The organism is Rhizobium sp. IY2 (assembly GCF_047532935.1).
Classification (GTDB): domain Bacteria; phylum Pseudomonadota; class Alphaproteobacteria; order Rhizobiales; family Rhizobiaceae; genus Rhizobium; species Rhizobium anhuiense.
In genome coordinates, this window is sequence record NZ_JBLKNU010000001.1 from 474,194 (window position 1) to 496,778 (window position 22,585).

A 22,585-nucleotide genomic window follows, 5' to 3' on the forward strand; every position below is an offset into this window, starting at 1 on the left:
ATAATCAACAATTATCGGTGGCAACAAACACAAAGCCTTAGTAGTTTATCGCCGTTGCAATCGCCCACCTGATCTCGGCCAGTTTCACCCTTTGCAGCGATCTTTCCCGGCGGGCGGATAGCGCGGAGACGAGAGACCATGAGTGAAACGCGGCGCAAGCTGACGACGATCTTCTGTGCTGACGTGCAGGACTATACGCGGCTGATGGGGGCTGACGAGGAGGGCACGCTTGCCAGCCTGAAGCGCTGCCGCGAGGCGATGGGGCGCCTGATCGAAAGCCATGGCGGCCGCGTCATCAATACCTGGGGCGATGGGCTGATCGCCGATTTCCCGAGCGTGGTCGAAGCGGTGCGCGCGGCCGTCGACACCCAGAACGAACTCGCGGGCTTCAACGCCCGCCGCCCGGCCGACGGGCGCATGCTCTTCCGCATCGGCATCAATCTCGGCGACGTCATCGTCGAAGGCGACGATATTTATGGCGACGGCGTGAATATCGCGGCGCGGTTGCAGGCTTCGGCGGCGGCCGGCGGCATCGTCATATCGAGCACCGTTTACGACCAGGTCCGCAACAAGGTGGCTGTGGGTTTCGAGTTTCTCGGGCCGCTGATGGTGAAGAACGTCGATGAAGGCGTGCCGAGCTATGCGGTGAAGATCGGCGACGCCAGGGATGAGACGCCGCCTGCCGGAGGATCCGGTCCGGCGCGACCGCAGCCGGCGGCGATTATGCCGGCTGATATGGCCGAGGTAAGGCCGGCACCGGGCGGACGCAGGCTGTACGGGGTGCTCGGCGTCATCGCCGTGGTCCTGATCGGCATCAACCTTCTATCGTGGCAGGGCGTTTTCTGGGCGCGCTTTCCGGTGCTTGCGCTCGCCGTTGTCGCGGCACTCGCCTGGAATCGCAACCAGACCCGGTTCCACCGGAAGATCACCTTGCTGGCGATCCTGGCGCTCGGCTTTGTCGGCATCAACCTCTTCACCTGGACAGGGCAGTTCTGGGCGGTGTGGCCGATCCTCGGGATTGCCGCCGCAATGGGCCTGCGATGGTCGATGCGCCGATAGGCACCAACCCGCATCGCCAGAGATTGGATACGGCATCTCGCCCGAAATCGACGGCGTCAAAGACATGCGTGAGTGTCCGTTCAAGCAAAAGTGAGCGGCCGGGTTATTTCCATTCTTTGCTGATATTACAAATCGGTAATGCCGGCTGCTTATGCTTGCCGGTAAACTGTAAACGCGCGATATTGTCGCATCAGACGGGACTCTCGATCCCGCGGCGCCTCTTTCGACCGACCCTGGTCCAACCTCGAGTCCCTCTGGAGACGTGAATGGCCTTTTGGAAGCAGTTTATACTGTCGCTCGTCGTCATTATTGCCGGCTTTGCCGCGTGGGTTTTCCTTGTGCCCGGCGCCGGCGATACGATGCGCGATGCAGGTATTCCAGAGAGCATCGTTTCCAAGATCGCGCCGAAGGCCGAGGAGACGGCGGATGCCGATGCTCCCGGCCGGGCGCAAAGTCAGCAGCGCGGTGAGGGACAAGGCCAGGGCCAGAACCGCCGCAATGGCGGCGGGCGCAACAGCGCCATCCTCGTCGCGACGCAAGCCGTCGTCCAGGGCGTCGTCAACGATCGGCTGAATGCCATCGGCACGGGTGACGCGATCCGTTCGGTTGCGGTCACGCCGCAGGCATCGGGCACAATCCGCGAAATCCTCATCAAGTCGGGCGACAGGGTGAAGGCCGGGCAGGTGCTGGCCAAGCTCGACAGCGAAGAGCAGGTGATCGCCCGCGGCCAGGCGGATGTGGCAGTCAAGGCCGCCGTCGAGAAATCCAATCTCTATCACAACATCAAGTCCAGCGTGTCGCGCATGGATGTCTTCGATTCCGAGATCGCCGAGCAGGGCGCGCGGCTGCAGCTGCAGGCTGCCGAGCTCAATCTCGCACGGCGCAACATCACAGCGCCGATCGACGGCATCGTCGGCATCGTGCCGGTCAATATTGGTGACAACGTCACGACGAGCATCCCGATCGTCACCCTCGACGACCGTTCGGAAATCCTCGTCGACTATTGGGTGCCGGAGCGCTTCGCCAATACAGTGTCGGTCGGCCAGCCGGTCGAGGCGATGTCGGTCGCAAGGCCGGGACAGGTGTTTTCCGGTGTCGTCGAAGCCGTCGACAACCGCATCGACGCGGCAAGCCGCACGCTTCGCCTGCGCGCCCGGATCGACAACAGCTCCGATGAGCTGCGTGCCGGCATGTCCTTCAGCGTCAGCATGAAATTTCCCGGCGACAAATATCCGGCCGTCGACCCGGTCGCCGTGCAGTGGGATTCGCAGGGTTCCTTCGTCTGGCAGGTGACCGACGACAAGTCGCATAAGGTGCGTGTCAGCGTCGTGCAGCGCAATCCTGATTTCGTGCTCGTCAAAGCCGACCTTAAGGACGGCGACAAGATCGTAACGCAGGGCCTGCAGCGCGTGCGGGAGGGCGGGGCGGTGCGTATCAGCGCCGATGTCGCATCCACTGCGGAGGTCGCGACCCAATGAGCGTGACCGAGATTCATCAGGACAGGGCCTCGGGCAAGCAGAGCTTCACCGCACTTTTCGTTCGCCGGCCGATCCTGGCGATGGTGTTCAACACGCTGATGGTCGTTGCCGGCCTTGCGGCTTATGTCGGCGTCGAGGTGCGCGAACTGCCGGATGTCGACCGTCCCGTCGTCACCGTGCGCACCACCTTCGACGGCGCATCGCCGCAGACGATCGACCAGGAACTGACCAAGGTGATCGAGGGGGCGGTTGCGCGCGTCAGCGGCCTGAAGTCGATCTCGTCGACCTCTTCCTTCGGCCAGAGTCGGGTGACGCTGGAATTCTCCGATGCGATCGATCTGGCGGTCGCCGCCAACGACGTGCGCGACGCGATCGGCCGCATCACCCAGAACCTGCCGGATGAGGCGGATGCGCCGCAGATCGTCAAGGCGGATTCGGATTCCTCGGCGATCATGCGCCTTGCCGTCACCTCCACCAAACTCAACATGGACGACCTGACACAGCTCGTCGAAAACGAGGTGATCGATCGCCTCGCCTCCGTCGACGGCGTTGCCGATGTCGAGGAATATGGCGACCAGGAGAAGGTTTTCCGCGTCGATGTCGACCAGGGCGCGCTGGCCAGCCGCGGGCTGACCATCGGCGACCTGACGAAGGCGCTCGACAATGCGGCACTCGACGTGCCGGCCGGCTCGCTGAAAAGCAAGACGCAGGATATCGTGGTGCGCGCGACCGCCAATCTGCAGACGCCGGCGGATTTTTCCAACGTCATGCTGCAGGATCGTATTCGGCTCGGTGATGTGGCGACGGTGACGCTTGGGCCGCGCGACGGTGAAACGGCGCTGCGCTCCAACGGCAAGCCGGGCATCGGCCTCGGCATCATTCGCCAGGCGCAGTCGAATACGCTGAACATCTCGACCGGCATCAAGGCCGCTGTCGACCAGTTGTCGAAGACGCTGCCCGAGGGCACGACGATCGCCATAACCAGCGACGACGCCGTCTTCATCCAGGGCGCGATCCACGAGGTGGTGCTGGCGCTGGTGCTCGCCGCCGTCATCGTCACCGCCGTCATCTATCTCTTCCTGCGCGACTGGCGAGCGACGCTGATCCCGGCGGTCAGCATGCCGGTGGCGCTGATCGGCACGCTGGCGGCGATCTATATGGTCGGCTTCTCGATCAACATCCTGACGCTGCTTGCCATCGTGCTGGCGACCGGCCTCGTCGTCGACGATGCGATCGTCGTGCTCGAAAATATCGTGCGCCGGCGCGCCGAAGGCATGGGACCACGCGCGGCCGCCGTGCTCGGCACGCGCGAGGTGTTCTTCGCCGTCATCGCCACGACGGCGACGCTGGCGGCGGTGTTCATTCCGCTCTCCTTCCTGCCGGGACAGGTCGGCGGCCTTTTCCGCGAATTCGGCTTCGTGCTCGCCTTCTCGGTCGGGCTGTCGTCGATTGTGGCGCTGACGCTGTGTCCGATGCTTGCCTCGCGCATGCTGACCAAGCCGGTTCTCGAGGATCACGGCGCGCTCGGCCGTTTCGGCGGGGCGCTTGCCGGTCTCTATAAATGGGCGCTGCACGGCTGCCTCAACGCGCCCTTCGTCGTCATCCTGTTTTCGGTAATCTTTGCCGGCGCGGCGGTCATCGCCTTTTCCACAGTCAAGAGCGAGCTGACGCCCGAAGAGGACCGCTCGATGGTGATGATGCGGCTGACGACGCCGCAGGGATCGAGCCTCGAATATACCCGCGACAAGATGCAGCTCGTCGAGGAATATCTGCAGCCGCTGGTCGACAGCGGCGACATCCGCAACGTCTTCTCGATCTCAGGCCAGGGCGGTTCGCTGAACAGCGGCTTCATGGTGCTGACGCTTGCTCCCTGGGGAGAGCGCCAGAGGACGCAGGCGGAGATCGTCGGCGACATCAACCAGGCGGCATCAAGGGTGCCGGCGCTGCGCGGCAATGCCATCTCCTCCAACAGCCTGCGCATCCGCGGCGCCGGCAGCGGCGTGCAGATGGCGCTGATCGGCAATGATCACGAGGCGCTGACGGCGGCAGCCGCCAAGCTGGTTCAGGCGCTCGAGGCCACTGGCCAATACGATACGCCGCGCCTGACCAACGAGCCGAGCCAGGCGCAGGTATCGGTGGCGATCGACCGCGAGCGTGCCTCCGACCTCGGCATCGACATCACCGGGCTTTCGACGGCGATCCAGTCGCTGCTCGAAGGGCGCTCGGTGGTCGACGTCTTCGTCGACGGCGAATCCTATCCCGTGCTTCTGACCTCGACGACGCGGCCGATCGACGATCCGACCGACCTCGAGAACGTGTTCCTGAAGACCGGCGACGGCAAGATCGTGCCGATGTCGGTCATCGCCACGATGAAGGAAGGTTCGGTCGCGCCGCAGCTCAACCGCGAGCAGCAACTCGCTTCGGTCGCGATCACGGCCGGCCTCAGGAACGGCATGTCGCTCGGCGATGCGGTCAAGCAGGTCACAGCGCTCGCCGAGCCGCTGTTGCCGGCGGGCTCCCGCCTGCTGCCGCTTGCCGAAGCGGCGACGCTCGAGGAGAATTCGAGCGGCATGGCGCTGACCTTCGGCTTCGCCATCGTCATCATCTTCCTGGTATTGGCCGCGCAGTTCGAAAGCGTGCTGTCCTCGCTGATCATCATGTCGACGGTGCCGCTCGGCCTTGCCTGCGCCGTTTTCGCGCTGGTGATCACCGGCTCCAGCCTCAACATCTACAGCCAGATCGGTCTCGTGCTGCTCGTCGGCGTCATGGCGAAGAACGGCATCCTGATCGTCGAATTCGCCAATCAGCTGCGCGACCGCGGCGAGGACGTGCGGTCCTCGATCGAGAAAGCTTGCGCGCTACGCCTTCGCCCGGTGATGATGACGATGATTGCCACCATCCTCGGCGGCGTGCCGCTGGTCTTTGCCCATGGCGCGGGCGCCGAAGCACGCGTCGCGCTTGGCTGGGTGATCGTCGGCGGTCTCGGTTTCGCGACGCTGGTGACGCTGTTCATCACGCCGGTCGCCTATCTGCTGCTTGCCCGCTTCGCCAAGCCGCATGCCCATGAGGAAGCGCGCCTTCACGAAGAGATGGCGGTCGCCACACGGTCGCGCACTGCCCCCGACGATGAGCAGCTACAGGCTGCCGAATAAGGCTTCCATCCGATTTTGCAACGCCGCCGTACCTCGTCCGGCGGCGTTTCTTATGGTGTACGAAACCTTGAAAAATAAGATGAATTACTTCTGAAGTTTAGCCGTTTGTTAAGCATAAACGGCAATGATTGCTCCAGACACCGACTGGTCTTCTTCGTTTCTTGAAGGCCGCAGCGCTGAAGCGTCAGCGACCCCGGACATGAGCGTCCGCGCGGCACGGTTCATTTTGTACAGTTTGCGTCTGTTGAGTTTTTGGAGTCTAGTTCCCGTGAGTATTTATCAGCGCGTTTCCGTGGACGCGGCGCTTCATGTGCTGCGCGATATCAATCGGAACATGGCCGTCACTCAAAATCACATCACGACGGGCATGCGTGTTGCAAAAGCCAGCGACAATGCCGTCTACTGGTCGGTCGCCACAACCGCGCGAACCGATAACAAGGCGATTTCAGCGATCCAGGATGCGCTCGGCATGGCGGCGGCGACGATGGGAACGGCCTATACCGGCGTTCAGGACGTCATCGACGTCGTCTCCGAGATCAAGGCGAAGCTGGTCGCCGCAACGGAAGATGGTGTCGACAAGAACAAGATCAACGAAGAGCTCAAGCAGTTGCAGGAGCAGTTGCGCAGCGTCTCGGAAGCGGCGACCTTCAACAGTGACAACTGGGTGGTCCTCAATAACGATGCGACCCCGACGCAGCCGCGCCAGATCCCGGCCTCCTTCATTCGCAATGCCGACGGCACTGTCTCGGTCGGCATGCTGAGCTACCATATCGATACGACGCCGAGCGGAAGCACGTCCTCCAAGGATGCGCGCTATCTGATCGATGATCGCGCCACCGGTTCGGGTGAATACGGTGTGCTGACGTCGGCCTATTTCGCCACCGAGCTCGGCGCCTCGCAGAACTACGTGCTGATGACGAGCAAGAACGGCACCACCACGGGCCAAGTGGTGATCTCGCTTTCGGACACCACGACGAAAGGACAGGTCAGCGAAATGATCAGCGTCGTCGATGCAGCGCTGACGCAGCTGACGACGGTCGGCTCGGCTTTCGGCGCGCTGGAGAAACGCATCAACCTGCAGAACGATTTCGCTAGCAAACTGCACGATAACATCACCGCCGGCATCGGCCGGCTCGTCGATGCCGACATGGAAGAGGAGTCCAGCAAGCTCAAGGCGCAGCAGACGCAGCAGCAACTCGGCCTGCAATCGCTGAACATCGCCAATGCGACTTACGATACGGTCAGGCAGTTGTTCCAGAATTTCTAAGAGTGCGATCCCACTCTCCCTCATTCCGGTGACGAGCACAGGAATGAGGGGGAGAAGTGGCGGCTCAACAACGCACTATGGAGACGTCAGCCGATGACGGCAATCAAGGGCGCACTACTCGCTAAAACTGGTGATATCCGCGCATTCCCGCAACATGGCTTCTGTTTCGGCGCCTGAAATTCCCCTATCAAGAGAGCATCTTCATTTTCTTGCCGCAATCCTTGCCATTTGCTCGCATCAGTTCGAACGGAGACCGTCCTGTCCATGATCAAGAAATTCATACTTCTGGCTGTTGCAGCAAGTTATCTCAGTGCCTGCACGACGACCGATCCCTATACCGGTGAGCAGAAGGTTTCCAATACGGCCGGCGGCGCTGCGCTTGGCGCCCTCGGCGGTGCCCTCGTCGGTGTGGCTGTTGGCGGCGGCGGCCACGGCAAGCGCAATGCGGCATTGATCGGCGCAGGCGTCGGGGCTCTCGCCGGTGGCGCGATCGGCAATTACATGGACCAACAGGAAGCCGAGCTTCGTGCCCAGCTCGAAGGCACGGGCATTTCGGTGACCCGCAACGGCGACAACATCATCCTCAACATGCCCTCGAACATCACCTTCGACGTCGACCAGGATGCGGTGAAGCCGGGCTTCTATCCGACGCTGAATTCGGTGGCGATCGTACTGCGCAAGTTCAACCGGACGCTGATCGACGTCAACGGCCATACGGATTCGACCGGCAGCCTGCAGCACAATCAGGACCTGTCGCAGCGCCGCGCGCTTTCGGTTGCCGATTATCTCGGCGGCCAGGGCATCGACCAGCGCCGCGTCTCCGCCGTTGGTTTCGGCCCGTCGCAGCCCGTCGCCTCCAATGCGAGCGAGGCCGGCCGCGCACAGAACCGCCGCGTCGAAATCCAGATCGCGCCGATCACGCAGGGCTGATCGCACGCTTTCCCAGACAACACGAAGGCCGGGTCATTGCCCGGCCTTTTTCATTCCAATCTTTACGTCAGTGCTGCATCGTCGCGCCCTTGGTGATCTTGTCGACGATCTTCTTTTCGGCGCGCAGCGCGATACCGACCACCTTGGCATCTTCGGGCGCGAATTCGGCGAAGACGGCGCGGTTGGCGGCGTCGTGACCGGTTGCAAACATTTCCTCGATGAACAGCGAGGCGGTGACATCGCGCTCCAGCGCACGGCGATGGATGGCTGACATCGTCGCCTCCTCGGCGGAGAGCACGATGATCGGTTGGATCGACAGCGGATTATAGAGATTGCCGGCGCGGTCTTTGTAGGGTTCGCCGATGATTTCGGGGTGTCCGCCGGCGATGCCTGTCATCAGGAAGGCGGTGACGTTCAGTTTCTGCCAGCCGGCAAGATTGTTTCGCAGGACGACGGCAATTTTGGTATCAAACATCGGATGGTCTTTCATCTCGGACTATGGAGTATCGGGCGCGTTGAGCCAGGATTTACATCCGCAGGCCTTCGAAGGTCTTGAACGTTTGTGCGCGGGACCATCCGGCAACGCCATCCTGGCCGCGCCGGCCTTTCCCGGCATCGAGCGCATCGAGGCGCAATTCTCGGGCAATGCCTTCGAGCCGCACCGGCACGACACCTATGCACTCGGGGTCACACTGAAGGGCGTGCAGACCTTCCGCTACCGCGGCGAACAGCGCTTCAGCCTGCCGGGGCAGGTGATCGTGCTGCATCCCGACGAGGAACACGACGGTGGGGCGGGGACGGAGGATGGGTTGCAGTACCGCATGCTTTACCTGGAACCATCGCTGCTTCTCGAATGCCTGGAGGCGGATGGCGCCGGCCTGCCTTTCGTCGACGAACCTGTCATCGGCGATCCGGCGCTGGCGGGTGTGCTGCTCGCGGCGCTCGGCGAACTCGATCGCGAACTGGACGAACTTTTCGTTGACGATTTCCTGTCGCGGGTGACGGGCGGGCTGTCACGGCATGCGCGTATGCCGCGCCGGCCGCTCGGCCTCGTCGCCTGGCGGCAGGCGCGGGCGGCGCGGGATTATCTCGAGGCGCATGCGACCCGGGCGGTGCGTTCAGGCGAGCTGGAAGCGGTGACGGGGCTCGACCGTTTCGCGCTGTCGCGGCATTTCCGGGCGGCCTTCGCCACCAGCCCGCATCGCTACCTCTTAATGCGGCGGCTGCAGCAGGCGCGGGCGATGATCGGCGCAGGCGAGGGGATTTCGGACGCGGCGGCGGCGACCGGCTTTGCCGACCAGAGCCATCTCAATCGCCATTTCAAGAAGGCCTACGGCATGACGCCCGGCCAGTGGGCAGCGCTCGCGCATAATTCCGCGCAGCGTTCTATGCGGGATTTTCCGCAAGGCCGGAACGGCGTGCGATGAAGCGGGCGAGCATCGGCCCGATCATCAGGATCACCAGGAAACGGCCGGTCTGCATCGCCATCACGAAGGGTACGTCGACATCGCTGGAGGCGGCGATAATGGCGACGGAATCGGCGCCGCCAGGGCTGGTGGCGAGATAGGCGGTCAGCGGATCGATGCCGGCAAAGACATGCAGTGCCGCCGCCATGCAGCCGCAGAGCGCCATCAGCAGCACGATGCAGGCCGATACCCTCGGCAGGGCGCGCGCCACATGCTTGAGGATCGAGCGGGTGAAACGCAGGCCGATGCTCCAGCCCACCAGTGCATAGGCGATGGCGAGCAGCCACACCGGCAGCTCGATCTTCAGGAGACCCATGCCCTGCAGCAAGGCACCGAGAAAGAGCGGTGCCATGATCGTGCCGCCCTGGAGGCGCAGGCGCCGGACGCCATAGGCACAAAAGGCGGCAAAAGCCATTGTCGCAGCGAAGGCCGGCCAGTCAATCTCGGGAAAGAGGACAAGCGGCGGCGGCTCGCCGCCGTCGGCCGCCACCCACAGGCGCGAGATCACCGAGGCGCCGACGGCGACGAAGACGACGCGGAGATATTGCATGAAGGCGACGAGGCGGGCATCGGCGCCATAGGCTTCCGACATGATGACCATGGCGGAAGCGCCGCCCGGCGAGGAGCCCCAGACGGCAGTCGTTCCCGGCAGCACCTGCCAGCGCGTCAGCAGCCAGCCGAGGCCGGTGGCGATGGCGATGACCGAGAAAATGAACAGCAGGAAGAGCGGCGCGTCCTTCGCCATGGTGCCGAGAATGTCGGGGGTGATGGTGCGCGCCATCATCAGGCCGACGAGGACCTGGCCGAATTGCAACGGCCAGAAGGGCACGCGAAGCTTTCCCTTGCCGACGGTCAGCGCCAGAAGAATGGCCGCAACCATCGGGCCGATCAGCAGCGAGGCGGGCAGGGCGAAGAGTTCGAGGAAGATGACGAGAGCTGTGGAAAGCGCCAGCAGCAGCGCCCATTTCGGCAGGCCGGCATCCCGCAGCAGGCGGCTCGCGTCGCTCAATGACATGATCCCCGTGTCTTTTTCTGGCCGGCGCCAAGCCCTGAGGCTGAAGATGGGAGGGGGCTCCGGCATGACGAAGAGAGGCCGGCTGCAAGAGCCGGCTGGCGCGGGTCCGACATAGGCGGGTGGAAGACGAACGGTCAATTGCGAAATCTGGCTTCTCGGCGCCTGGGAATGCGAAATTGATTCATATAGCTTTTGTAAGCTATTGTTTTCATGGAGGTTGACTTCCGAAGCCACTGAGCGGTTTCGGTTGATCTGCCCTCAAAAACGCACGTGGCTGACGAGGAAATCGAGCAGTGCGCGGACCCGTGCCGGCAGCGGCCCACCCTGGCCCATGTAGAGGGCGTAGAATTCCTCGAGATCGCCGGGATTGGCCTCTTCGAGCACCGGCACCAGACGCCCGGCATCGATATCGGCGCGCACGGTGAAGGCGGCGAGGCGGGCAAGGCCGGCGCCTGACAGAGCGAGGTGCCGCATGGCTTCTCCGTCTGTCACCTGCACGCCGGGGGTGACCGGGATGGTTACGGTCTCGCCGTCTTCGTGCAACGGCCAGCCCTCGACGGCGCGGGCGTAGGAAAAGCCGATGCGGCAATGGCGGCGGAGATCGATGACAGTGCGTGGCTCGCCATGACGCGAGAGATAATCCGCCGATGCGACGATGATCTTGCCGGTGGCGCCGAGCTTTCGGGCGATCAGACTGGAATTCTTCAGGGGGCCGGCGCGGATCGCGACATCGGCGCGCTCCTCCATCAGGTCGACTATTCTGTCGGTATGGGAAATATCCAGCGTCACGGCCGGATGAAGCGCCATGAAGGCGGGCACCAGCGGCGCCAGCACATGATTGCCGAAGGAGCCGCTGGTGTTGATGCGGATGCGGCCCGAAGCCTGCTCGCCTGTCGAGGCCTGACGTTCGGCCTCGGCGATATCGGCAAGGATGGCAATGCTGCGCTCGTAGAAGGCGCAGCCTTCCGGCGTCAGCTGCAGCTTGCGGGTCGAGCGGTTGATAAGGCGGGCGCCGAGGCGCGTCTCCAGCCGGGCGACGAGCTTACTGACGGCCGACGGTGTCATGCGCCGGGCCGTGGCGGCCGCGGAAAAATCGCCGCGCTCGACGACACTGACGAAGACTTCCATTTCGCCGGAGCGGTTGATGTCCTGACGGCTCATGATGAATTCAATTCACAGATGATTTTCTTTCAGGCAATCTATATCACAAGCTGGCCAAGGTCTATCTCAGAGGAAATACAGGAGACAGATCGATGGATTACAGAAATCTCGGTGCATCCGGCCTCAGGGTGCCGGTGTTGAGTTTCGGCGCAGGCACATTCGGCGGCAACGGTCCGCTGTTCGGCGCCTGGGGCAATACCGATGCGGAAGAGGCGCGACGGCTCGTCGACATCTGCCTCGAAGCCGGCGTCAATCTCTTCGACACGGCCGACGTCTATTCGGCCGGCGCTTCCGAAGAGGTGCTCGGCCAGGCGATCCGTGGCCGGCGCGACGCGGTGCTGATCTCGACGAAGACGGCGCTGCCGATGGGCGAGGGGCCGCAGGACTGGGGAACGTCGCGGGCGCGGCTGATCCGCGCGACCGAAGATGCGCTGCGCCGGCTCGGAACCGACTATATTGACCTCTTGCAGCTTCACGCCTTCGATGCCTCGACGCCGATCGAGGAGGTGCTGTCGACGCTCGACGGCCTCGTCGCCGCAGGCAAGATCCGCTATGTCGGCGTTTCCAATTTTGCCGGTTGGGAGCTGATGAAGTCGCTCGCCGCCGCCGAGCGTCACGGTTATCCCAGCTATGTCGCCCATCAGGTCTATTATTCGCTGGCTGGGCGCGATTACGAATGGGAACTGATGCCGCTTGGCGCGGACCAGGGTGTGGGAGCTCTCGTCTGGAGCCCGCTTGCCTGGGGACGGCTGACCGGCAAGATCCGCCGCGGCCAGCCGCTACCCAAGGCAAGCCGGCTGCACGAGACGGCGCAATACGGCCCGCCGGTCGATGATGAGAAGCTGTTCGACATCGTCGAGGTGCTGGACGCCATCGCGGCGGAGACCGGCCGGACGGTGCCGCAGATCGCCATCAACTGGCTGCTCGGCCGGCCGACGGTATCGAGCGTCATCATCGGCGCCCGCAATGAGGAGCAGCTCCGGCAGAACCTCGGCGCGGTCGGCTGGAGCCTGTCGAAAGACCAGATCGAAAGGCTCGACGCCGTCAGCACTGTCACTGCGCCCTATCCCTATTTCCCCTATCGGCGGCAGGAGGGTTTTGCGCGGCTCAATCCGCCGCTCGTCTGAGGTGTCGGAAGGCGAACTTGGCTATAACAGCCGGCCTATAACAAAAGGGGAATGAAATCTTCTGCCAATCTTAACTGGACAGCCGCTTTGACTTGCCGCATACCCAGCCTGCTGCATAATTCCTTAAATCGGAATCGAATTAAGGATGAAATTATGCAGCAATTTTAAAGTCCTACAGCGTCCTTTGCGCGTCTGAAATGACCGCGGCGCTGTAGCCTGCGAGACATGATAGGGTTTCTGCGGAATAGCAGGGAGATCAAAGGAATGGCGCTGAAGGACGCGAAGGCCGGCACACGCAACGAGGCGGGCATAGCTGCCGTGCTCGGCATTCTCAAACAGAGCTTCGGCGAGCGCTTCCAGACCGGCCAGTCGTTCCGCGAGCAGCATGCCCACACGACCACCTATATCCCGTCGCAACTGCCGGACGGGGTGCTCTTTGCGGAGAGCGCCGAGGATGTGAAGGCGGCGGTCAGGGCGTGTGCGACCCACAAGGTGCCGGTGATCGGCTTCGGCGTCGGCACCTCTCTGGAGGGGCAGGTCAACGCCGCCAATGGCGGCATTTCGATCGATTTCAGCCGCATGAACCGGGTGCTCGAGGTCAATCCCGAAGATCTCGACTGCACCGTCGAGCCGGGTGTGACGCGCGAGGCGCTGAACATCCACCTTCGCGATACCGGCCTGTTCTTCCCGATCGATCCCGGCGCCAACGCCTCGATCGGCGGCATGGCCTCGACGCGGGCTTCCGGCACTAATGCCGTGCGCTATGGGACGATGAAGGACAATGTCCTTGCCGTCACCGCGGTCACCGCCAGTGGCGAGGAAATCCGCACGGCCCGGCGCGCCCGCAAATCTTCCGCCGGCTACGACCTGACGCGGCTCTTCGTCGGCGCCGAGGGCACGCTCGGCATCCTGACCTCGGTGACGCTGCGCCTGCAGGCGATCCCGCAGAAGATCGCCGGCGGAGCCTGTGCCTTCCCGAGCATCAAGGCTGCCTGCGATGCCGTCATCATGACGATCCAGATGGGCATTCCGGTGGCGCGCATCGAGTTGCTCGATACGGTGCAGATGCGGGCCTGCAACGCCTATTCCAAGCTCTCCTATGCCGAGAGCCCGACGCTGTTCCTCGAATTCCACGGCACCGACGAGACGGTGCCGCTGCAATCGGCGGCCTTTGCCGAGATCGCGGCGGAATGCGGTGGCGGCGAATTCCTGTGGACCGCCAATGCCGAGGAGCGGACGAAGCTCTGGAAAGCGCGCCACGACGCCTATTGGGCTGCAAGGGCCCTGGCGCCCGGGCTTGCCGCACTTTCGACCGATGTTTGTGTTCCGATATCGAAGCTCGCCGATTGTGTTTCCGAAACGCAGGCGGATATCGAGGAACACGGGCTGCTGGGGCCGATCGTCGGCCATGCCGGCGATGGCAACTTCCATGTGCTGCTGCTGTTTGACGACAGCAGTGCCGAGGACATCGCCAGGGCCGAGAGCTTCGTGCAGCGGCTTAACCGGCGAGCGCTCGACATGGATGGGACATGCACCGGTGAACACGGGATCGGGCAAGGCAAAATGGCGTTTCTGGAACAGGAGCTCGGAGGCGCGGTGGATCTGATGCGACAGGTGAAACAGGCGCTCGATCCGGACGATATCTTCAATCCCGGCAAGATTTTCCACCATGGCTGAAAACGGAATATTCTCATGAAGTTGGGCCTTGCCCCCGGCATGAACGGCGCTAGAGCATTTCCGTTTTTTTCCAAGCTGCGGAAATGCTCTATCTTTTTGTTTTTCCGCAACTCCGGACGCAAAACCGCTGTGCACTTGTGCTGGAATTGCTCTAGTGTCGGCAATAGAATCCCGAATGGAGACCCCTTGCATTGGTAGGCCGGTTCCTCGTCTTTCTGGGGGGAGTGATCGTCGTAGTGCTGTTTGTGGCGCTGCTTGCGCCACTGTTCATCGACTGGACGGATTTCCGCAAGAATTTCGAGGATCAGGCAAGCCGCATCATCGGCAAGAAAGTCACCGTCTACGGCACGGTGGACGCGCGCCTGCTGCCGTTTCCGTCGGTCACGCTGCACGACGTGCGCGTTGGCCAGGAAGTGGACGGCACGCCGATCGTCAAGGTCGAGCAGTTCTCCATGGATGCGGAACTCGCGCCTTTCCTGTCGGGCGAGGCGCTGATCTTCGACATGCGTGTCGTCAATCCGAAGGTGCGCCTGAGATTGCTCAAGGATGGCACGCTCGACTGGATGCGCGGCAGCCGCGCTGAAATACCGGCAAAGACCGTCGTTCTCGAAAATGTGCATGTCAGCGGCGGTGAAGTCGAGTTCGTCGACGACCAGTCGGGCCGCTCGCGCCGCATCACCGGCCTCAATGCGGAAATGTCGGCGAAGTCGCTGGCCGGACCCTGGCGCATCGAAGGCGATGCGGCGCTCGACGGCGAGCACGGCAGTTTCTCGATCTCGAGCAGCCAGCCGGATGAGAAGGGCGTGCTGCGCATGCGCACGAAGCTTTCGCCGGACAAGCACCCCGTCAGCGTCGATCTTGACGGCGAGCTAAAGCTCGTCGACAGCAAGCCTAATTATCAAGGCCAGCTTTCGGCGGCGATCGAGACCCGCAACAGCGCCAGGCCGGCCGACAAGAATGAGCAGCCGCCGCGCGTCAAGGGCCGCTTCGAGCTGACCAACGAACGCATCCGCATTCCCGAATACCGGATGGAGATCGGCCCGACGGACGATCCCTATGTCATAACTGGCGAGGCGACGCTCGATACCGGCAATGCGCCGGAATTCCTGTTGACCGCCGACGGCCAGCAGATTGACGTCAACCGTATCGGCAATCAGGGCGCGGCCGGCAAGACGACGCGGGATGCGGCGGTTTCGGCGCGCCAGCGGCTGAATTCGCTGATCGATATCGTCGGGCAGGTGCCAATCCCGCAGGTGCCGGGCAAGGCGAGCGTCAAGCTGCCGGCCATCGTCGCCGGCGATACGACGCTGCGTGACGTGCAGCTGGAGCTGGAGCCGGCCGGAACAGGCTGGATGATCGACAGCGCCACCGGCACGTTGCCGGGGCGCACGCAGGTGGAAGGCAAGGGCAAGCTCCAGCTTCAGGGCGAAGCCTCCTTCAACGGCCAGATCGTGGTGGCTTCGAGCCAGCCGACGGGACTTGCCTCCTGGCTTGCCGGCTCGGTCGATCCGGCCATCCGGCAATTACGGCAGGCGGGCTTTTCCGCCAATGTCAGCCTGACGCATGAATTGCAGCGTTTCGAAAATCTCGAGATCGCCATCGGACCGGCGACGCTGAAGGGTCGACTGGAGCGCCAGGCGATTTCCGGCCAGACGCCGACGCTGTCTGTGGCATTGAATGGCGATACGCTCGATCTCGACGCGCTGCAGGCGCTGAGCGGGCTGATGACCGGTCAAGACGCCGGCGACAACGTGCTCGACCACAAGATCGCCGCCCAGCTCAAGGCGGACAAGTTCACCGCCTTCGGCGTCAATGCCGAGAATGTCGAGACCACCTTCACGATTGCCGATGGGGAGCTTGCCGTCGACCGGCTGTCGATCAAGAATATCGCAGGCGCCGAGCTGACGGCGACGGGCAGGGCGGAAGGTTCGCTGCTCGATTACAAGGGCGCGGGTGAGATTACCTTCAAATCCGCCGATCCCGGCGGCTTCTTCACTATGCTGCGCGAGCATCTGCCGCATCACCCGGTACTCGACCGGTTGGTGCGCAATGCCGGCTGGTACGGCAATACCGCGCTTCGCGGGGCGCTGACGCTCGGCGGCGACGAGGGCGACGCGCTGACGGTGACGCTTGCCGGCGTCTCGAACGGCAGCCGCGTCAATCTCGATTACCGCATGTCCGACCTCTTGGCGCTGACCGGCAACGGCACGACGAGCCTGGAGGCGACCCTCGAAAACGCCGTGCCGTCCATCCTGTTCGGCCAGGCCGGGCTCGACCCGCTGCCGGTCGATGTCGGCGCCAACGGCCGCCTGACGCTGAAGGTGAAGGCATCGGGCAACGATCCCGCCGATGCGGCGCTGACCTTTGCGACCGACCGGACCTCGTTCACCGCCAACGGCAAGGTCGATGTCCGGCCGGAAACCTTCATGAACGGCCGGATCGCCCTTTCGCTCGACAGCGCCGATATCGACCCATATCTGATCATGAACGGCATCGCCCTGCCGCAGACTGGGACGGGGCTGCCGTTCGGCCTGCAGGTCAATGCCGCCGTCGACAGCGACAAGATCGTCTTTTCAGATCTCAAGGGTCATGCGGCCGACAACGAATTTTCAGGCGGGCTGAGCTTCGACCGGAAGGCTACGAAGACGACGGCGAGCGGCGGGCTGACGCTTTCGAAGGCCGATGCCGGCTGGCTCGGCGAGGCAGTGTTCGGCCAGATCGTCGATCCGGCCAACGGTCAGCTGACGACGGCGCCGCTGGGGCTGCCCATCTTCAAGGATCTCGACGTCAACGTGAAGCTGACGGCCAAGGAGTTCTGGCCCGGCCTGCCGGAAACTGCGGTGTCCGACTTTACCAGCAACGTCGCCTACAAGGGCGATGAGCTGCAGCTCAACGACATGGCCGGCAACTGGGACGGCGGAAAACTCTCCGGCAACCTGCTCTTCACCAATGCCAACGGCACCGGTTTCCTGCAGACGAAGCTTGCGCTTGCCGATTCCGATCTTTCCGGCATCGTCTGGCTGCGCGATGGCGCGCCGATCGCCAACGGCAAGTTCGGTTTGTCGCTGTCGATGGAGGCCTCGGGCAAGACGATCGGCGAGATCGCCAGCTCGCTCAATGGTTCGGGCGAATTGAGGCTCGGCGATACCAGCATACGCGGGCTGAACCTCGCCATCCTTCCGCCGCTGCTTGCCGCAACCGACACGATGCAGGAGCAGATCAATGCCGGGAAGGTGCATCCGATCGTCGAGACTTTGCTCAGCAACGGCGAGGCGAAGCTGCCGCCGCTCGGTATTCCCTTCAACATCACCGACGGCACGCTGAGGGTGCAGAATGTCACCGTCGCCAACGATCTCGCCCGCATTACCGCCGATGCGCAGATCGCGCTGCCGGAGGAACGGATCAGCGCGACGCTTGGTGTTGGCCTTAATCCCGGCACGGAAGCGCTTTCCGGCGCCGAGCCGGCGCTCAGGCTGAATTTTTCCGGCATGCTGCCATCGCCCGGCAAGACGATGGATGTGACCGATATCACCAGCTATCTGTCGCTGCGTGCCTTTGAGCGCGAGCGCCGGCGGGTTGAGCGGCTGCAGGCGATCGTGCTCGAAAAGCAGCGGCTGCGCCGCGAGGTGGCGCTCTACCGGTTCAACGACGCGGAGCGAGTCCGGGCAGCCGAGATCGAGCAACAACGTCGGGCGGAAGAAGAGCGGCTGCGCGCATTGGCGCAGGCGGCAGCGGTACAGAAGGCGGCTGCCGAGGCGGAGGCCGCGCGTGCGGCGGAAGCCAAAGCCAAGGCGGATGCGCAGGCAAGGGCTGCTGCCGAGGCGGAAGCGGCGCGCCGTAGCGGGCAGGCGCAGCCCGGTCCGCTCAATTTCGACCAGCTGCCGGGCGTTCAGGCGCAGTGACGGCGCATAGAATTTGATTCATGCAACGCGCCTCAGCTCTTTGTTTTCATTGATGTCGCCGTCACAAAGCGCCATGCGATCTTAAGCAATATGTATCAGGTCCGGCGGTCGCCGCCGGCCTTCGCCCAGGCGAGCACGTGGAGCCGCAGCGCCGAGGACAGGTTGCTGTCGGCAGGACGGTGGTCGTCGATCTCGGAGATCAGCGCGGCAAGCGGCATCGAGCGGCATGCGGCGATGGTCTTCAGCTCGGCCCAGAATTCATCCTCCAGCGAGAAACTGGTGCGATGGCCGTGCAATGTTGCCGAATGCTTGCGGATCATGAAGGCTGTTTCGCGTTTCGATCGGGTTCGAAGATCGATTCAAGGCGGCCGTGCAAGTGGTTGATTGCAGAATCCATTCCGGCTCTTCAAGCCGTCGGTGAAGGCGTCACGCGCCGTCGTCATCCGTTTCGATCCGGCCGTCGCGATGGGCCTTGTCGGCCTTGTCGTTCAAGCTGCGGGTCAGCTGCTTTTCGACCTTGGTGCGGCCGAAGGAAACGCGGTTCTGCTCAGCCTGCTTTTCCTTTTCGGAGCGGGCCTGCTTCTTGCGGAACTGGCGCAGATTGATGATTTCGGCGCTCATGCGGTTGCCTGAATTCCCTATGAAAAAGGGAGGCTTGGCCTCCCTTCAAATCACTGCTTCTTGCGGAAGGAGTCGAGCGAGACGACGGAGCCCGGCTTCTTCTCTTCGCCGTCGGCAGGTTTCGCGCCCGCCGCGTCATCGGGCTTTGCAGCCGCATCGACAGGATAAGCGGTGATCTCGCCTGATGGCAGCTCCTCGCCATCGGCCAGCGGCACGTCGAATTCAAGTTCGAAATTGACGGAGGGGTCGTAGAAGCCGCGGATCGCATTGAACGGGATGACCAGCTTTTCCGGAACGTCTGAGAAGGAAAGGCCGATCTCGAAATGCGTCTCGGTAATCTTCAGGTCCCAGAACTGGTGCTGGATGACGATGGTCATCTGCTCGGGATATTTCGACTTCAGGTGCTGGGAGATGCGTACGCCGGCGGCACCCGTGAGGAAGGTGATGAAGAAGTGATGGTCGCCGGGCAGACGGCCTGTCGCGCCGACTTCCGCCAAAACCTTGCGGATGACGCCGCGAAGTGCATCCTGTGCCAGAATGTCGTAGCGGATATGATCCTGCCCCATGCTTTTCCTGTCTTTCGTCGGTTCGGAAGTCTTTTCACAAGGTTATATGCCACGTCCGGGCGCCTTGGGAAAGACCGGAGCCGAGTCACGTTTTGAAGCAGCATACATGATTTCGGCGGCAGGGAGAAGGTGAAGGCTTCTGTTGCCAGGTGCCTTCGGACCCCGCCTAGAGGTGCGAACCACTAGGACTTTGATTGAAGTGTCACACCGCGATTAAGCAGCGAGACGAGCTTCCGCATAGTTGTCGTTTGCAACTACAATTTTAGCCCGATAACGGCGGTACAATGCCGAGCAAAAAGACGATCTTTACACCCTTGTCGATCCTGTTTCGCCCCCATCAAAAGCCGGCCTTCGAGGCCGCCGGTTTTTGGTGGAGGCGCCGGGTACCGCCCCCGGGTCCAATAGGTTTATTACACCGCTCATTTATCGCCATAGCCGACCCGAAAGCCGGCAAGGGTGATATAGTGGTTTCCTCAGCCCAAGGAAAGGGCAAACGTCATAAAAGCGTTATGCAGCCCATCAGAAACATTGGGAAAATCCCCGGTGGCGATTGGTTTCCCGCCGCTGAGGGCTTAAATTGGGGCAAACGGAATCAGCGCGACATGAAGCAATATCTCGATCTCCTGAACCATGTGATGGACAAGGGCTCCGACCGGGGCGACCGCACCGGCACCGGCACGCGCTCGGTCTTCGGCTACCAGATGCGCTTCGACCTCGAAGAGGGCTTTCCTGTCCTCACCACAAAGAAGCTGCATCTGCGCTCGATCATCCACGAGCTTCTCTGGTTCCTGAAGGGCGAGACGAATATCCGCTATCTCAAGGAGAATGGCGTTTCTATCTGGGACGAATGGGCCGACGAAAACGGTGATCTCGGGCCTGTCTACGGCGCCCAGTGGCGCTCCTGGCCGGCGCCGGATGGCGGCCATATCGACCAGATCGCCAATCTCGTCAAAGGCATCGTCAACAACCCGAATTCACGCCGCCATATCGTCTCGGCCTGGAACCCGGCCGAAGTGGATGAAATGGCGCTGCCGCCCTGCCATTGCCTGTTCCAGTTCTATGTGGCCGATGGCAAGCTTTCCTGCCAGCTCTACCAGCGCTCGGCCGATATCTTCCTCGGCGTGCCGTTCAACATCGCTTCCTATGCGCTGCTGACGATGATGGTGGCCCAGGTGACCGGGCTGAAGCCCGGCGATTTCGTCCACACGCTCGGCGACGCCCATCTTTATCACAATCATTTCGACCAGGCGAAGCTGCAGCTGGCGCGCCGGCCGAAGCCGCTGCCCTTCATGCGCATCAATCCTGATGTGAAGGACATTTTCGGCTTCACCTTCGACGATTTCGAGCTGATCGGCTACGAGGCCGATGCCAGCATCAAGGCGCCGATCGCCGTCTGATCCGGGACATTCCATGGCCGACATCCGCAGGACCATCTTCGCCGCCGTTGCCCGCAACGGCATTATCGGCCGCGACGGCGATATGCCCTGGCGGCTTTCGAGCGATCTCAAGCGCTTCAAGGCGCTGACATTGGGCAAGCCCGTCGTGATGGGCCGCAAGACCTACGATTCGATCGGCAAGCCGCTGCCGGGGCGGCCGAATGTCGTCATCTCGCGGCAAGCGACGATAAATCATCCGGATGTCAGCATGGCGCAGTCGCTGCCGGAGGCGATGACGGCGGCCGAAAGGCTGGCGCTCGAAACCGGCGTCGATGAGATCTGCATTCTCGGCGGCGGTCAGGTCTATGCGCAGGCGATCGGCCTTGCCGACCGGATGTGCATCACGCATGTCGAGGCCGATCTCGATGGGGACGCCTCATTTCCCGCCATCGATCCCGATATCTGGCAGGCGGGGGAGCCTATCGCGGTTCCGGCCGGCGAGAAGGACAGCTATCCCACGCGTTTCGTCGTCTATGAACGCCGACACGCCTGAAAATGAACTATTTTCCAATTAAATTGACCAAGTTTCCCACGTTGCGTTGAAAGCCGATGCGGCGATACCTATAACGGTCACCAACGCATCCGCCGGTCAGCCCCCACGGTTCCGGATGTGTGGAAGACTTAACGAACAACGAGGTTTTGATGCCCTGGAGCAATCAGAATGGCGGCGGCGGCCCTTGGGGCGGCGGCGGCGGTAATAATCAGGGACCATGGGGCCAGGGGCCGAACCGCCCGCGCGGTGGCGGCGGCAAGGGCGGACCGCCCGATCTGGAAGATATCATCCGGCGCGGCCAGGACCAGCTGCGCAACATCGTTCCCGGCGGTTTCAACGGCGGCGTGGCGGTGATCGTCGTGGCGATCCTCGCGGTGTTCTGGCTGATCCAGTGCATCTACGTGGTGCAGCCGGACGAACGCGGCGTCGAGCTGCGGTTCGGCAAGCCGAAGGAAGAGATCTCGATGCCCGGCCTGCATTTCCATTTCTGGCCGATGGAAACCGTCGAGACGGTCAAGGTGACCGTGCAACAGCTGAATATCGGGGCGACCTCGGCCTCGTCTTCGAACGGCCTGATGCTGTCCAGCGACAAGAGCGTCATCAACGTGCAGTTCGCCGTCTTCTACACGGTCAGTGATCCGAAGGCCTATCTCTTCAACGTCGAAAATCCGGCAGAGACCCTGCAGCAGGTTTCCGACAGCGCCATGCGCGAAATCGTCGGCCGGCGTCCGGCCCAGGACGCCTTCCGCAGCAATCGCCAGCCGATCGAAGTGGATGTGCTCAATATTCTGCAGGATACCATGAACCGCTATGGCGCCGGCGTGACCGTCACCGGCGTGACGATCCAGAACGTGGCGCCGCCGCGGGAAGTCGCCGATGCTTTCGAAGAGGTGCAGCGTGCCGGCCGTGACCGCGATAGCACGATCGAGGAGGCCAATCGCTACACCAACCAGAAGCTTGGCCAGGCGCGAGGCGATGCGGCCAGAATCCGTGAAGATGCCGCCGCCTACAAGGACCGCGTCGTGAAAGAGGCGGAAGGTGAAGCGCAGCGTTTCACTGCGATCAACGACGAATATTCGAAGGCGCCTGACGTAACCCGCAAGCGGTTGTACCTCGAAACGATGGAGCAGGTGCTGAAGAACTCGAAGAAGGTCATCATCGATGAGAAGCAGGGCGTGTTGCCCTATCTGCCGCTCAACGAGCTCGGCAAACCGGCGCAGCAGGGAGGTTGAGTC

The 22,585-nt window shown here is 62.7% G+C and carries 18 protein-coding genes and 1 other RNA gene; 12 read left to right on the top strand and 7 right to left on the bottom strand.

What is annotated here, in order from left to right:
- The first annotated feature begins 138 nt into the window (after positions 1-138).
- The 5 genes from ACMUVN_RS02225 to ACMUVN_RS02245 all read left to right on the top strand — a co-directional run bounded on the left by ACMUVN_RS02225 (position 139) and on the right by ACMUVN_RS02245 (position 7,886).
- Positions 139-1,059, top strand: coding sequence for an adenylate/guanylate cyclase domain-containing protein (locus ACMUVN_RS02225; RefSeq protein WP_047610883.1), 921 nt, complete (start codon positions 139-141; stop codon positions 1,057-1,059).
- 266 nt (positions 1,060-1,325) lie between these two features.
- Positions 1,326-2,537, top strand: coding sequence for an efflux RND transporter periplasmic adaptor subunit (locus ACMUVN_RS02230; protein ID WP_047610881.1), 1,212 nt, complete (start codon positions 1,326-1,328; stop codon positions 2,535-2,537).
- Positions 2,534-5,689 carry an efflux RND transporter permease subunit gene (locus tag ACMUVN_RS02235; protein ID WP_414814861.1) on the top strand — a complete coding sequence of 1,052 codons (3,156 nt, stop codon included), beginning with the start codon at positions 2,534-2,536 and terminating at the stop codon, positions 5,687-5,689. The genes ACMUVN_RS02230 and ACMUVN_RS02235 overlap by 4 nt, the downstream gene beginning before the upstream one ends.
- Positions 5,690-5,957: 268 nt before the next feature.
- Entirely contained in the window at positions 5,958-6,956 is a 999-nt protein-coding gene (locus ACMUVN_RS02240; protein ID WP_047610877.1) for a flagellin, read from the top strand.
- A gap of 264 nt (positions 6,957-7,220) precedes the next feature.
- On the top strand, positions 7,221-7,886 hold the full coding sequence (locus ACMUVN_RS02245; protein ID WP_047610874.1) for an OmpA family protein: 666 nt from the start codon (positions 7,221-7,223) through the stop codon (positions 7,884-7,886).
- A 67-nt stretch (positions 7,887-7,953) separates the two neighbouring features.
- Here ACMUVN_RS02245 and ACMUVN_RS02250 read toward each other — a convergent pair whose 3' ends face one another.
- Positions 7,954-8,361 carry a DUF2000 family protein gene (locus ACMUVN_RS02250; protein WP_063474611.1) on the bottom strand — a complete coding sequence of 136 codons (408 nt, stop codon included), beginning with the start codon at positions 8,359-8,361 and terminating at the stop codon, positions 7,954-7,956.
- Positions 8,362-8,401: 40 nt separating this feature from the next.
- Here ACMUVN_RS02250 and ACMUVN_RS02255 point away from each other — a divergent pair, with 40 nt between their 5' ends.
- Positions 8,402-9,313 (top strand): AraC family transcriptional regulator, encoded by a 912-nt coding sequence (locus ACMUVN_RS02255; protein ID WP_063474612.1) that lies wholly within the window; start codon positions 8,402-8,404, stop codon positions 9,311-9,313.
- On the opposite strand, the gene ACMUVN_RS02260 is transcribed toward ACMUVN_RS02255, so the two are convergent.
- Positions 9,273-10,367: an AbrB family transcriptional regulator gene (locus ACMUVN_RS02260; protein ID WP_414814862.1), complete on the bottom strand. Its 1,095-nt coding sequence runs from the start codon at positions 10,365-10,367 to the stop codon at positions 9,273-9,275. The genes ACMUVN_RS02255 and ACMUVN_RS02260 overlap by 41 nt on opposite strands.
- A 258-nt stretch (positions 10,368-10,625) precedes the next feature.
- On the bottom strand, positions 10,626-11,528 hold the full coding sequence (locus tag ACMUVN_RS02265) for a LysR family transcriptional regulator (RefSeq protein ID WP_127430217.1): 903 nt from the start codon (positions 11,526-11,528) through the stop codon (positions 10,626-10,628).
- Between the two features lie 92 nt (positions 11,529-11,620).
- Between ACMUVN_RS02265 and ACMUVN_RS02270 the strand changes: the two genes are divergently transcribed.
- From ACMUVN_RS02270 to ACMUVN_RS02280, 3 genes are all read left to right on the top strand, one after another.
- The gene (locus ACMUVN_RS02270; RefSeq protein WP_183903139.1) at positions 11,621-12,655 is read left to right on the top strand and encodes an aldo/keto reductase; all 1,035 of its coding nucleotides are present in this window, start codon (positions 11,621-11,623) and stop codon (positions 12,653-12,655) included.
- A gap of 264 nt (positions 12,656-12,919) precedes the next feature.
- Positions 12,920-14,332, top strand: a complete 1,413-nt coding sequence (locus ACMUVN_RS02275; RefSeq protein ID WP_047614158.1) for an FAD-binding oxidoreductase — start codon at positions 12,920-12,922, stop codon at positions 14,330-14,332.
- Between the two features lie 191 nt (positions 14,333-14,523).
- The gene (locus ACMUVN_RS02280; protein ID WP_097542166.1) at positions 14,524-18,234 is read left to right on the top strand and encodes an AsmA-like C-terminal region-containing protein; all 3,711 of its coding nucleotides are present in this window, start codon (positions 14,524-14,526) and stop codon (positions 18,232-18,234) included.
- 95 nt (positions 18,235-18,329) lie between these two features.
- On the opposite strand, the gene ACMUVN_RS02285 is transcribed toward ACMUVN_RS02280, so the two are convergent.
- The 4 genes from ACMUVN_RS02285 to ssrA all read right to left on the bottom strand — a co-directional run bounded on the left by ACMUVN_RS02285 (position 18,330) and on the right by ssrA (position 19,912).
- Positions 18,330-18,554: a ribbon-helix-helix domain-containing protein gene (locus ACMUVN_RS02285; RefSeq protein ID WP_047610860.1), complete on the bottom strand. Its 225-nt coding sequence runs from the start codon at positions 18,552-18,554 to the stop codon at positions 18,330-18,332.
- Between the two features lie 106 nt (positions 18,555-18,660).
- Entirely contained in the window at positions 18,661-18,855 is a 195-nt protein-coding gene (locus tag ACMUVN_RS02290; protein ID WP_127430221.1) for a DUF4169 family protein, read from the bottom strand.
- 50 nt (positions 18,856-18,905) lie between these two features.
- Positions 18,906-19,421, bottom strand: coding sequence for an SspB family protein (locus tag ACMUVN_RS02295; RefSeq protein WP_047610856.1), 516 nt, complete (start codon positions 19,419-19,421; stop codon positions 18,906-18,908).
- A gap of 128 nt (positions 19,422-19,549) precedes the next feature.
- Positions 19,550-19,912, bottom strand: a transfer-messenger RNA (tmRNA) gene (gene ssrA / locus ACMUVN_RS02300).
- 111 nt (positions 19,913-20,023) lie between these two features.
- Here ssrA and ACMUVN_RS02305 point away from each other — a divergent pair.
- The 3 genes from ACMUVN_RS02305 to hflK all read left to right on the top strand — a co-directional run bounded on the left by ACMUVN_RS02305 (position 20,024) and on the right by hflK (position 22,582).
- Entirely contained in the window at positions 20,024-20,818 is a 795-nt protein-coding gene (locus ACMUVN_RS02305) for a thymidylate synthase (RefSeq protein WP_063474617.1), read from the top strand.
- Positions 20,819-20,831: 13 nt separating this feature from the next.
- Positions 20,832-21,350 (top strand): dihydrofolate reductase, encoded by a 519-nt coding sequence (locus ACMUVN_RS02310; RefSeq protein WP_132572547.1) that lies wholly within the window; start codon positions 20,832-20,834, stop codon positions 21,348-21,350.
- Positions 21,351-21,499: 149 nt separating this feature from the next.
- Positions 21,500-22,582, top strand: a complete 1,083-nt coding sequence (gene hflK / locus ACMUVN_RS02315; protein WP_047610852.1) for an FtsH protease activity modulator HflK — start codon at positions 21,500-21,502, stop codon at positions 22,580-22,582.
- Positions 22,583-22,585: the final 3 nt, after the last annotated feature.

Excerpts from the sequence above, each read along its gene's own strand:
- ACMUVN_RS02275 (WP_047614158.1), top strand. The coding sequence starts at position 12,920 with ATGGCGCTGAAGGACGCGAAGGCCGGCACACGCAACGAGGCGGGCATA.
- ACMUVN_RS02260 (WP_414814862.1), bottom strand. The coding sequence starts at position 10,367 with ATGTCATTGAGCGACGCGAGCCGCCTGCTGCGGGATGCCGGCCTGCCG.
- hflK (WP_047610852.1), top strand. The coding sequence starts at position 21,500 with ATGCCCTGGAGCAATCAGAATGGCGGCGGCGGCCCTTGGGGCGGCGGC.
- ACMUVN_RS02305 (WP_063474617.1), top strand. The coding sequence starts at position 20,024 with ATGAAGCAATATCTCGATCTCCTGAACCATGTGATGGACAAGGGCTCC.
- ACMUVN_RS02245 (WP_047610874.1), top strand. The coding sequence starts at position 7,221 with ATGATCAAGAAATTCATACTTCTGGCTGTTGCAGCAAGTTATCTCAGT.
- ACMUVN_RS02295 (WP_047610856.1), bottom strand. The coding sequence starts at position 19,421 with ATGGGGCAGGATCATATCCGCTACGACATTCTGGCACAGGATGCACTT.
- ACMUVN_RS02250 (WP_063474611.1), bottom strand. The coding sequence starts at position 8,361 with ATGTTTGATACCAAAATTGCCGTCGTCCTGCGAAACAATCTTGCCGGC.
- ACMUVN_RS02230 (WP_047610881.1), top strand. The coding sequence starts at position 1,326 with ATGGCCTTTTGGAAGCAGTTTATACTGTCGCTCGTCGTCATTATTGCC.
- ACMUVN_RS02265 (WP_127430217.1), bottom strand. The coding sequence starts at position 11,528 with ATGAGCCGTCAGGACATCAACCGCTCCGGCGAAATGGAAGTCTTCGTC.
- ACMUVN_RS02290 (WP_127430221.1), bottom strand. The coding sequence starts at position 18,855 with ATGAGCGCCGAAATCATCAATCTGCGCCAGTTCCGCAAGAAGCAGGCC.
- ACMUVN_RS02270 (WP_183903139.1), top strand. The coding sequence starts at position 11,621 with ATGGATTACAGAAATCTCGGTGCATCCGGCCTCAGGGTGCCGGTGTTG.
- ACMUVN_RS02285 (WP_047610860.1), bottom strand. The coding sequence starts at position 18,554 with ATGATCCGCAAGCATTCGGCAACATTGCACGGCCATCGCACCAGTTTC.
- ACMUVN_RS02225 (WP_047610883.1), top strand. The coding sequence starts at position 139 with ATGAGTGAAACGCGGCGCAAGCTGACGACGATCTTCTGTGCTGACGTG.
- ACMUVN_RS02235 (WP_414814861.1), top strand. The coding sequence starts at position 2,534 with ATGAGCGTGACCGAGATTCATCAGGACAGGGCCTCGGGCAAGCAGAGC.
- ACMUVN_RS02310 (WP_132572547.1), top strand. The coding sequence starts at position 20,832 with ATGGCCGACATCCGCAGGACCATCTTCGCCGCCGTTGCCCGCAACGGC.